Annotated in this window: 11 protein-coding genes; all 11 read left to right on the top strand. The window is 40.4% G+C overall.

Features of this window, described 5'->3' with window-relative positions; translation table 11 throughout:
- Positions 1-113 precede the first annotated feature (113 nt).
- The 11 genes from panB to QLQ22_RS16435 all read left to right on the top strand — a co-directional run bounded on the left by panB (position 114) and on the right by QLQ22_RS16435 (position 10,899).
- Positions 114-956, top strand: a complete 843-nt coding sequence (panB, locus tag QLQ22_RS16485; RefSeq protein WP_223436232.1) for a 3-methyl-2-oxobutanoate hydroxymethyltransferase — start codon at positions 114-116, stop codon at positions 954-956.
- On the top strand, positions 953-1,810 hold the full coding sequence (gene panC, locus QLQ22_RS16480) for a pantoate--beta-alanine ligase (RefSeq protein WP_284015214.1): 858 nt from the start codon (positions 953-955) through the stop codon (positions 1,808-1,810). The genes panB and panC overlap by 4 nt, the downstream gene beginning before the upstream one ends.
- Positions 1,811-1,845: 35 nt before the next feature.
- Complete coding sequence (panD, locus tag QLQ22_RS16475; RefSeq protein ID WP_223436228.1) at positions 1,846-2,229, top strand: aspartate 1-decarboxylase; 384 nt, start codon at positions 1,846-1,848, stop codon at positions 2,227-2,229.
- 93 nt (positions 2,230-2,322) lie between these two features.
- Positions 2,323-5,118 carry an ATP-dependent DNA helicase DinG gene (gene dinG / locus QLQ22_RS16470; protein ID WP_284015213.1) on the top strand — a complete coding sequence of 932 codons (2,796 nt, stop codon included), beginning with the start codon at positions 2,323-2,325 and terminating at the stop codon, positions 5,116-5,118.
- Positions 5,119-5,367: 249 nt separating this feature from the next.
- Entirely contained in the window at positions 5,368-5,538 is a 171-nt protein-coding gene (locus QLQ22_RS16465) for a YpmA family protein (RefSeq protein WP_070878095.1), read from the top strand.
- 11 nt (positions 5,539-5,549) lie between these two features.
- Positions 5,550-6,041 (top strand): cell wall elongation regulator TseB-like domain-containing protein, encoded by a 492-nt coding sequence (locus QLQ22_RS16460; protein WP_223436222.1) that lies wholly within the window; start codon positions 5,550-5,552, stop codon positions 6,039-6,041.
- A gap of 12 nt (positions 6,042-6,053) precedes the next feature.
- Positions 6,054-7,241, top strand: coding sequence for a pyridoxal phosphate-dependent aminotransferase (locus QLQ22_RS16455; protein ID WP_252207142.1), 1,188 nt, complete (start codon positions 6,054-6,056; stop codon positions 7,239-7,241).
- Positions 7,242-7,357: 116 nt separating this feature from the next.
- A complete protein-coding gene (asnS, locus tag QLQ22_RS16450; protein WP_223436218.1) occupies positions 7,358-8,650 on the top strand; it encodes an asparagine--tRNA ligase in 1,293 nt (430 codons plus the stop codon).
- 316 nt (positions 8,651-8,966) lie between these two features.
- Positions 8,967-9,671, top strand: a complete 705-nt coding sequence (locus tag QLQ22_RS16445) for a DnaD domain-containing protein (protein ID WP_252207141.1) — start codon at positions 8,967-8,969, stop codon at positions 9,669-9,671.
- A 42-nt stretch (positions 9,672-9,713) separates the two neighbouring features.
- Positions 9,714-10,385: an endonuclease III gene (gene nth, locus QLQ22_RS16440; RefSeq protein ID WP_223436215.1), complete on the top strand. Its 672-nt coding sequence runs from the start codon at positions 9,714-9,716 to the stop codon at positions 10,383-10,385.
- Positions 10,369-10,899, top strand: a complete 531-nt coding sequence (locus QLQ22_RS16435) for a YpoC family protein (RefSeq protein WP_252207140.1) — start codon at positions 10,369-10,371, stop codon at positions 10,897-10,899. Before nth ends, QLQ22_RS16435 begins: the two co-directional genes overlap by 17 nt.
- The last annotated feature ends 175 nt before the right edge of the window (positions 10,900-11,074 follow it).

Genomic DNA, 11,074 nt, shown 5'->3' with positions numbered 1-11,074 from the left:
GGGATGAACAGCTGGCTGGATATGATGAGTATAATCCTTCTTCCTATTTGAAGAAGGTTTTTTCATGTCTTTTCGGTTACGAAATTCCTCTGCAATTAATGGGAGGGGAAAAAATGAAGACAAGATTAGATTTTATGAAAATGAAGCAGCAGCATGAACCGATAGTGATGCTAACAGCATACGATTTTCCTTCAGCTAAGCTTGCAGAAGAGTCTGGAGTGGATATGATTTTAGTCGGTGATTCCCTTGGCATGGTTGTACTCGGGTATGATTCTACAGTGCCGGTTACAGTAAGTGATATGATTCATCACACAAAGGCTGTCAAAAGAGGTGCGCCTTCTACTTTCATTGTGACAGATATGCCTTTTATGTCGTATCACTTTTCAAAAGAGCAATCTTTAAAAAATGCAGCTGAAATAATGCAGCAAAGCGGGGCGCATGCAGTAAAGGTTGAAGGTGCTGATGATGTGCTTGTTATTATTGAAGCGCTTACAAACGCGGGGGTGCCTGTCGTTGCCCATTTAGGGCTTACTCCTCAGTCAGTTGGTGTACTTGGCGGTTATAAGGTACAGGCAAAAGATGCAGAAAGTGCAAAAAAATTAATTCATGACGCAAAACAGTGCGAAGAAGCAGGCGCAATTGCATTAGTGCTTGAATGTGTTCCAAAACAGCTTGCTTCAGAAATTTCAAATAGATTAAATATACCTGTCATCGGAATCGGTGCAGGAGCAGAAACAGATGGACAGGTGCTTGTTTATCATGATGTACTGGGATACGGTGTGAACCGTGTGCCGAAATTTGTTAAGCAATACACGAACATCGGCGGTCAAATAAAAACTTCTTTGAATGAATACGTACAAGAGGTAAAAAGCAGACACTTTCCTGAGCAAAAACATACCTTCACGATGAAGGATGATGAACTTCAGTCCTTATATGGAGGTACGCAATCTAAATGAAAATCATTACTACGATAAATGAACTGCAGCAGACAATGAAAGTCCATAAGAAATCACAGCAGACGATCGGCTTTGTCCCAACCATGGGCTTTCTTCATGAAGGGCATTTGAAATTAATGCAAGAAGCAAGAAGCCAGAATGAAATTATGATCATCAGCATTTTCGTAAATCCACTGCAATTTGGAGAGAATGAGGATTTTGATTCCTATCCGAGAAATATGGAGAGGGATTCACAGCTTGCAAAAGAGGCGGGGGCTGATTATATCTTTGCCCCATCAGTTAACGAAATGTACAAAGACGAGCCTTCCGTTACAGTAAAAGTGGAAAAGCGGACTGACGTTTTATGCGGAAAATCAAGAGCTGGCCACTTTGACGGAGTAGCAACGGTGCTGACCAAGCTTTTTAACCTGGTTGGTCCTGACCGTGCCTATTTCGGAATGAAGGATGCTCAGCAGGTAGCGGTTGTCAGCGGGCTCATTTCAGACTTTCATTTCCCTGTTGAGCTTGTTCCGATTCAGACAGTAAGGGAAGAGGATGGCCTTGCAAAAAGCTCCCGAAACGTTTATCTATCTGCAGAAGAAAGAAAACAGGCCCCGCATCTTTATAAAGCCCTGCAGACAGGAAGAGAAATGATGCTTAAAGGGGAAAAATCAGCAGAAACGGTCATTGAATCAGTGACATCCTATCTGTCAGCTCATACAGATGGCGTGATAGATTATGTCGAGATCTATTCTTATCCTGAACTTAAGGCATTGGCGGAATTGAAGGGGGAGGTTATCCTCGCAATTGCAGTCAAGTTTACAAAAGCCAGGCTTATTGATAATATTACAATCGATTTAAATGATAAAGAATGAAATTTAGATAGAAAACAGCTGTGGAGGAGATTTTAATGTTTCGTACAATGATGAAGGGAAAAATTCATCGTGCAAGAGTCACTGAAGCAAACTTGAATTATGTCGGCAGCATCACAATTGATGAAGATATTCTGGAGGCCGTTGATATGCTTCCTAATGAAAAGGTTCAAATCGTCAACAACAATAATGGCGCACGATTTGAAACATATATTATCCCTGGTCCGCGAGGGTCTGGCGTTGTTTGCCTGAATGGGGCAGCAGCAAGGCTTGTTCAAGAAGATGATGTCGTCATAATAATTTCATATGCAATGGTCGCTGAGGAAAAAGTTCATGATCATAAACCCAAGGTTGCCATCATGAATGAAAAAAATCAGATTGTCGAACTCCTCGGTCAGGAGCCTGCGGCAACCATCCTATAAAAATTTTAAAAAATCCCCCGATTATTGGGGGATTTTGCTTTATAAGTGGTAAAATAACGTTATTGGTTTTTCGATTAATTGAGGTGTATCAAAATGAAACAAAGATTTGTTGTAATAGATGTTGAAACGACTGGCAATTCTCCAAAGAAAGGGGATCGAATTATTCAGCTTGCAGCTGTGGTGATTGAAAACGGCAAAGTGGCAGAGCGTTTTTCAAGCTTTGTCAATCCACTGAAGCCAATCCCTCATTTTATTGAGCAATTAACCGGTATTTCAAATGAAATGGTAAAGGATGCAGCCCCGTTTGAAGACATTGCTGAAAGAGTCTCTGCTCTTTTAAGTGATGCTTATTTCGTGGCGCATAACGTTCATTTTGATCTTTCCTTTATACAAGAAGAACTCGAGCGGAGCGGGCTGCAGAGATTTACTGGACCTGTGCTTGACACTGTTGAGCTATCAAGGATTGTTTTTCCGGGAGCAGACAGCTATAAATTGTCTGAGCTGTGCGAAGAGCTGAACATCAGGCATGACAATCCCCATCGTGCCGACAGCGATGCTGAGGTAACTGGGGAGCTGTTTGTACATATTCTTAAAAAACTAGTCGGGCTGCCTCCTGCCACTCTTCAAGCGCTGAAGCGTTTATCACGTTCGTTTATCAGCGATATTGAAGATGTACTTGAGGATATCATATCTGAGAGGCTGCTTAACCTTAGTGAACCTGAGCATATTGAAGTCTTTCGCTCAATTGCAATTAAAAAACATTCCAAACAGGCTCATGATCATGATAGCAGGCTTACAGAGGATTTTCAGGCCTTTTCGGATCGGCTGATGAGCAAAAACGGCCCAATTGCAGGACAATTTCAGCAGTATGAAGTGCGGACAGAGCAAGTGAAAATGATGAAGGAAATTTATGAGTCCTTTCAATCTCATCAGCATGCGTTAATAGAAGCGGGTACAGGAACCGGAAAAACGCTTGCCTATTTAATCCCGGTCATTTATTACGCAATGTCAGAAAGAAAAAGTGTATTAGTCAGTACATATACGAACGCTTTGCAGCAGCAGGTCATGGCAAAAGAATTTCCAATGCTCCGGAAAGCCATCGATCAGCCCTTCCATATGGCCGTTCTTAAAGGCAAGTCGCATTATTTATGCCTGCGTAAATTCGAAAAATACCTGCACGAAGATGATTACAACTACGATAATATTTTAACCAAATCACAGCTCTTAATATGGCTGACTGAAACAGAGACAGGGGACTTTGATGAACTGAATTTGCCTTCTGGCGGGAAGTTGCTCTGGCAAAGACTTCATTATGATGAGAAATCATCAAATTCAGATAAAAATCCCTGGCTGTCGCGCTGCTTTTTCAAAAGAGCATATGAAAACGCCAAAAAAGCGGATGTTGTAATAACCAATCACAATCTTTTGCTTTCAAGCATCTCATCATCAAGTCATTTACTTGATGATGTAGAGGAAGTGATCATTGATGAGGCACATCATTTTGAGAGAATCGCATGCGAACATTTAGGTACAAGAATGCACTATTTAACCCTGCAGGCTTTAACAAATCAGCTTGGAAACCTGTATACAAACGGCTTGCTTCGAAGAACTCAGGATCTTTTTTCGAAAAATGGGTTAAATGATGCCTTTCTTGAGATGGATGCCATCTTAAAACAGCTCGTTGAAGACAATGGAGTGCTGTTCAGCACCCTGCACAGCTACGTCCTTCAAAATGAAAAAGAAGTGCAGACGAACAGGATCACTCATCGTTTTAAACATAACCAAAAGCAGAGCAGAAAATGGCTTGCCATTTTAGAGGTGGCAGCAAGAGTGAAATTTCAGCTCCATGATTTAATGAAAATCATGAATAAACAAAAAGAAGATTTTCACAAGATAAAAAATGAAGAAGAATCTTTTATTCTTTATGAATACTTTGCCGTGCTTGATAAATTCGGGGATGCATACAAGGATTTGGACACACTTTTTTTCAAAGAACAATTAGAAGCTGTCAAATGGATAGAAATCGAATCAAGAGGTGCCAAAAACGCTGTCAGTGTCTATTCACAGCCCGTTTCTGTATCTGAACAATTGGCAGATGGATTTTTCGCAGAGATGAAAAGCGTGATTCTGACATCAGCTACCCTGACTGTAGATCATTCATTTGATTACATGATCAGAGAACTTGGTCTTGCGGATTATTATCCGAAGACATTTATAATAAAATCGCCGTTTGAATATAAAAAACAGGCAAAATTAATGATTCCTTCAGATTTTCCGGCTGTGCAGCATGTGACACTTGATGAATACACGGCAGCTATTGCTAAAAATGTTTCAACAATTGCTAAGGCCACAAAAGGAAAGCTGCTCGTATTGTTTACGGCTTATGACATGCTGAAAAAAACAAATCTGCTCTTAAAAGCCGATTCGAGCCTGGAAGATTTTATGATCATGGGTCAGGGAGGCGGCAGCATTTCAAAGCTGACAAAGAATTTCCGTCAATTTGATCAGGCTATTCTTCTTGGAACGAGCACTTTTTGGGAAGGCATGGATTTCCCAGGTGATGAACTGACAACTTTGATTATCGTCAGACTTCCATTTTCTCCGCCGGATGATCCAGTTGTTGCAGCAAAATGCGAACAGATCACAAAGCAGGGGGAAAATGCTTTTTACAACTATTCACTTCCTGAAGCAATCCTGAAATTTAAACAGGGATTCGGCAGACTGATCAGGACGGAGAGAGATAAAGGACTGCTCTTTGTATTTGATAAGCGAATAATAGAAGCAAAGTACGGCAGACACTTTATTGCATCTTTGCCGTCCATAGATGTCCATGTAGAAACTATGGAGCGCCTTCATAATGAAATTGTCCGCTGGAATAATAATGAATGACGGCGTCACGCATTAGTTTGTTCAGGGCCAAAAAAATGTGAAACTTACAAAAATAGGCATATAAAAAAAAGCCTGTGCGAGCAGCACAGGCAATGGTGTGGGTAGGAGAAAATTTATTTTCACTAATTGATAATGATACTGTTATAATGGGTACATAAAACAACATTGTGTTGTCTGTATTTGTTATTGTTGCCCTTTGAGGCTGACATATAAGTTACAATTTTTGTTTTTGCATAGGAGGAATAGGTCATGGAAAGTAAAATTGAGATTTTATCAACCGTAACCGTAGAGCACTCAGATGACCTCTATAAAATTGTCGATGGGTTAAATCGGACGTTGAAGAGAGAAAATTTGATGTTTGGGCTTGCACTTGATCAGGATGATAAAAATAAAGCCGTATTTACGATTTACAGAACGTAGGGATTCGAAACATGGGGAAAAAAATAACAATCGGAGCAAGTGTTTTAGCCGTTTTTCTGCTGGCTGCACTGGGAGCCTTTTTTAACGTTTATCATTCAGCCATGGCTCAAAAAAACGATGGACATGAAGAAGCTATTGAGCGTGCATTGAAAGAAACGGACCTGAAAAATGCCGAAAGTGTTGAAACATTTAATGGCCTTAAACAATATTACGTGATTACAGGCTTGAATAAGAGCAATGAAGCTGTTTACGTTTGGGTTCCTGAGGACAGCAAGGAAAAACCTGTGCTGAAGCTTGCCGCTGACGGCATTTCAGAAAAAAAAGCGCTGGAAATTGTAAAAGCAAAACAAAATCCTGAAAAAGTGATAAGCGTCAAGCTTGGAATGGAAAAGACCATACCGCTTTGGGAAGTAAAATATATTGACGATCGAAATCGTTATACATATGATTTAATAAATTTCAGCAATGGAGAAATAAGAAAGCATATTGCGATTAAAAAATAGGGGGACATATCCATGAAATTAGCCGATAGAGTATCTGCATTAACACCTTCATCCACTTTAGCGATTACAGCAAAAGCAAAAGAGCTTAAAGAAGCCGGTCATGATGTGATTGGACTAGGAGCTGGAGAACCTGATTTTAATACACCGCAGCATATTATTGATGCGGCTGTTCATTCAATGAATGCGGGACAAACAAAATATACACCTGCAGGCGGACTTGCAGAGCTGAAAAAAGAAATTATCGGGAAGTTTCAGCAGGATCAAAATCTTGCTTATAAACCGGGTGAAATTATCGTCTGCACAGGTGCAAAGCATGCTCTTTACACTCTTTTTCAAGTTCTTCTCAATAAAGGGGATGAAGTGATCATTCCTGCTCCTTATTGGGTAAGCTATCCTGAACAAGTCAAGCTTGCAGATGGTGTGCCTGTATATGTTAATGCGCTCGAAGAGAATCAGTTTAAAATGACTCCGGATCAGCTTAAAGCAGCAATCACAGATAAAACGAAGGCAGTCATCATTAACTCTCCAAGCAATCCAACAGGAATGCTTTATTCAAAAGAAGAGCTTGAAGAGCTGGGAAAAATCTGCCTTCAGCAAAATGTGCTGATTGTTTCAGATGAAATTTATGAAAAATTAATTTATGGCGAAAACACTCATGTATCCATTGCCGAGATTTCTGAGGAATTAAAACAGCAGACAATCATCATTAACGGTGTTTCAAAATCGCATTCGATGACTGGCTGGAGAATTGGATACGCCGCCGGAAATGAGCAAATCATTAAAGCAATGACAAATCTTGCAAGCCACAGCACATCGAATCCGACTTCAATTGCTCAATATGCATCAATTGCTGCATATGCAGGTTCACAGGAACCGGTAGAAGAGATGAGAAAAGCATTTGAAGAACGCCTGAACATTATTTATGACAAGCTTGTTTCGATTCCTGGAATTACATGCTTAAAGCCTCAGGGAGCTTTTTATCTTTTCCCTAATGCCAAGCAAGCGGCAGAAATTACCGGCTTTGCAAATGTAGATGACTTTGTAGAAGCATTGCTTGAAAAGGAAAAAGTGGCGATTGTCCCTGGATCCGGATTTGGAGCACCTGAAAATGTAAGGCTTTCATATGCAACTTCTCTTCATACACTAGAAGAGGCTTTAGTCAGAATTGATCGATTTGTAAAAGAAAACAGTGTTCATTGATAAAGATGAGCCGTCATTTGACGGCTCACATTTATGTTTGAACGAAGCATGCAACAAATGTATAATAGCAACTATATACATATATTTATGATCCGGTTTTTGGAGGGAACAATTAAGTGAAAACAACAATTAAAGAAGTAAGCAAATTTGTAGATAAAGAAGTCACAATTGGCGCCTGGATTGCGAATAAACGTTCAAGCGGCAAAATTGCCTTTTTACAATTGCGCGACGGCACGGGCTTCATTCAGGGCGTAGTCGTAAAAGCAGAAGTAGATGAAGAAGTATTCCAGACAGCAAAATCTATTACTCAGGAGTCTTCTATTTATGTAACAGGTGTTGTCAGAGTGGACGAGCGTTCACCGTTCGGATACGAACTTGGGGTAACGGGCATTGAAGTGATTCACGAGTCCGTGAACTATCCAATTACTCCAAAAGAACACGGCACTGAATTTTTAATGGACCACCGCCATTTATGGCTGCGCTCCAAGCGTCAGCATGCTGTAATGAAAATCAGAAATGAAATCATCCGTGCAACTTATGAGTTCTTCAATAAAGAAGGTTTCTCAAAAGTAGATCCTCCTATCTTAACAGGCAGCGCACCAGAAGGAACATCAGAGCTTTTTGCAACGAAATATTTCGATGAAGATGCTTATCTATCTCAAAGCGGTCAGCTATACATGGAAGCAGCAGCAATGGCACTTGGAAAGGTCTTTTCATTCGGACCGACATTCCGCGCTGAAAAATCAAAAACAAGACGCCACTTGATCGAATTTTGGATGATCGAGCCTGAGATGGCCTTCTATGAATTCGAAGACAACCTGGTTGTACAAGAGAACTATGTGTCTTATATCGTGCAAAGCGTTCTTGAAAACTGCAAGCTTGAACTGACAACCCTTGGACGTGATACAGCTAAACTTGAACAGATAAAAGCGCCATTCCCTCGAATTTCATATGACGATGCAATCAAATTCTTAAATGAAAAAGGATTTGATGACATTAAATGGGGCGAAGATTTTGGCGCACCGCACGAAACAGCTATCGCAGAAAGCTTTGACAAGCCAGTATTCATTACTCATTACCCTACAGGTATTAAGCCTTTCTATATGCAGCCTGCTCCTGATCGTGATGATGTCGTCCTTTGCGCGGACTTAATCGCACCAGAAGGCTACGGCGAGATCATCGGCGGATCACAGCGTATTCATGATCATGAACTATTAAAGCAGCGCATCGACGAGCACGATCTATCACAAGACGCTTATCAGTGGTACCTGCAGCTGCGTGAATTTGGATCTGTTCCGCATTCAGGATTCGGTCTTGGCCTTGAGCGCACAGTTGCATGGATCAGCGGTGTAGAACACGTCCGCGAATCCATTCCGTTCCCTCGTTTGCTTAACAGATTATATCCGTAATAATAAATGTGAGTCTCCTTGATAGGAGGCTCACATTTTATTTACAGGCTCGAGTTGATGTATTTGAATTGCCTTATTTTTATACACTTAAGTGGGCTGAACAATCGGCTCCGCTTTTCATGTAGCCCTAGCTATATCGCCCAGCCCCTCGGTCAGAACAGATCCGCCAAGTAAAGGAAAAATGCGCCTTTTCTGCCGGATCCTTATCTGCCTGTCGGGGCTAAACGGGCAATTCCGCTTTTCTAAATTGGAATGAAAGTCCATCACCGTTTTTCTGCCGAGACATGTTATACTATTTTAGGTGAGGTGGCTCGTTATGAATAAGGAACAATTTGTAAACATGCAAGAGCAGGGGTCTTTATCTGTTCCTGCAGCATTAATTATGCATTATCATCAATTTGGAATAAAAGAAGAGGAGCTCGTTTTGCTTCTTCAAGTAAATCTCCATCTTCAAAATGGAAATCAATTTCCTACCCCCAGCGAATTATCAAGTCATATGTCCATATCTGTATCTTCATGTACATCCCTTCTCAGAAGTTTGCTGCAAAGAGGACTTTTAGACATCGAGGAGTATGAGCAAGCTTCCATCAAATACGAACGGTATTCTCTGAAGCCTCTTTGGGGAAAAATATATGAATTTATGTTAATGAAAGATGAGAAAAAAACAGAAGAAATACAGCAGCAGGAAAACGTTAATTTGTACCCTGTATTTGAAAGTGAATTCGGAAGGCCTCTTTCACCGTTTGAAGTTGAGACACTTTCGATCTGGATGGATCAGGATTATCATGATCCGATTATCATCAAAGCAGCTTTAAAAGAAGCGGTCATTTCCGGTAAACTTAACTTCAGGTATATTGACAGAATTCTTTTTGAGTGGAAGAAAAATGGGATTCGGACAATCGATCAGGCAAGAAATTACGGCAAACGATTCCGGCAGCATCAATCCCAGCCTCAGAAGCAAAATCAATCGGATGAAGAGTATAAACGAAAAGTGCCGTTTTATAATTGGCTGGAAAGTTAAATTTCAAGGAATGAATTTAAACAATAATTAAAAGGTGATCGCATGCTGAATAAGAATCAAATCAGAGAAGCTCTTGATACAATGGGGGAGCTGTTTCCTGATGCACATTGTGAACTGAATCATAGCAATCCTTTTGAACTTGTCATCGCGGTGGCACTATCTGCACAGTGTACAGATGTCCTGGTCAATAAAGTGACGAAAAAGCTTTTTGAAAAATACAAAACGCCTGAGGATTATTTATCTGTATCCATTGAAGAACTTCAAAATGATATCAGATCCATTGGATTATACCGCAATAAAGCTAAAAATATACAAAAACTCTGCACCCTCCTTTTGGAAGAATATAGGGGAGTGGTGCCGAAAGACAGAGACGAGCTGACGAAGCTTCCCGGTGTAGGCCGCAAAACAGCCAATGTGGTTGTTTCAGTTGCATTTGGAGTTCCTGCTATTGCGGTTGATACGCATGTAGAAAGAGTCAGCAAGAGACTTGCTATATGCAAATGGAAAGATTCCGTGCTGGAAGTAGAAAAGACACTTATGCGGAAAGTGCCGCAAGAAGAATGGTCGCTTACTCATCATCGCCTCATCTTTTTTGGAAGGTACCACTGTAAAGCACAGGCTCCAAAATGTACGGAATGCCCGCTGCTTCATATGTGCCGTGAAGGGCAAAAAAGAATGAAAAAAGGAACGGTTCGGAATGCTGCGATTGATTGATTTGCCAGAAGCCTTTATGTATGAGCCGTTTTTTTGCAGGGATGAACACGCAATTCCTTTAAATTCTTCGTCTGCGGTGGAAGAAATCATTAAAAGCAATCCTTTTTATTTTGATATCTGTTTTAAAGCAAATGTGCCCATTGATTTTTATCCATGGAAAAATCCTGAATTAAGTATTCCCGTCCTAATAGATGAATGGCATTCAATTCAGGAGACAATCAAAAGCAGAATCCGTTCAAATGCAAAAAAAGCCGATAAAGCCAAGATGATCAAGGGGATCTCAATCCTGATCTGCCTGATTTATTGGAGCAATGAATGCCCCATTCATGATCTTGATATTAAATCTGATGATTTCACAGCTTTTTCGGTGAAGCCAATAAATGCATCTGAAAGACTGATGTATGTCCTATTAAAACCTGAACAGTATCATTCTTTCGTTCAGCTCAATCAGCTTATTGAAGAAATGATTAAGCAGTATTATAAAAATAGAGCCATGAGAAGCCGGGAAAAATAAAACGCAAGAATCAGCATTTGATTCTTGCGTTTTTATTATTTTTGAAGGGGAATGTGATCAACAAATTAGGGATATTTTTAAATTTCAAAAAAAATACGATAACCAATCATCTTTTCTCCACAGAAAATTGTAAATACACACCAAACAAAAAACCCCTCTGCCTAAGCAGAGGGGT

The sequence above is a fragment of the Metabacillus hrfriensis genome, from assembly GCF_030127205.1.
Taxonomy (GTDB): Bacteria; Bacillota; Bacilli; order Bacillales; family Bacillaceae; genus Bacillus_P; species Bacillus_P dongyingensis.
Note: the sequence above shows the minus strand (reverse complement) of the source record. Positions and strands in the feature narration are given on the sequence as shown.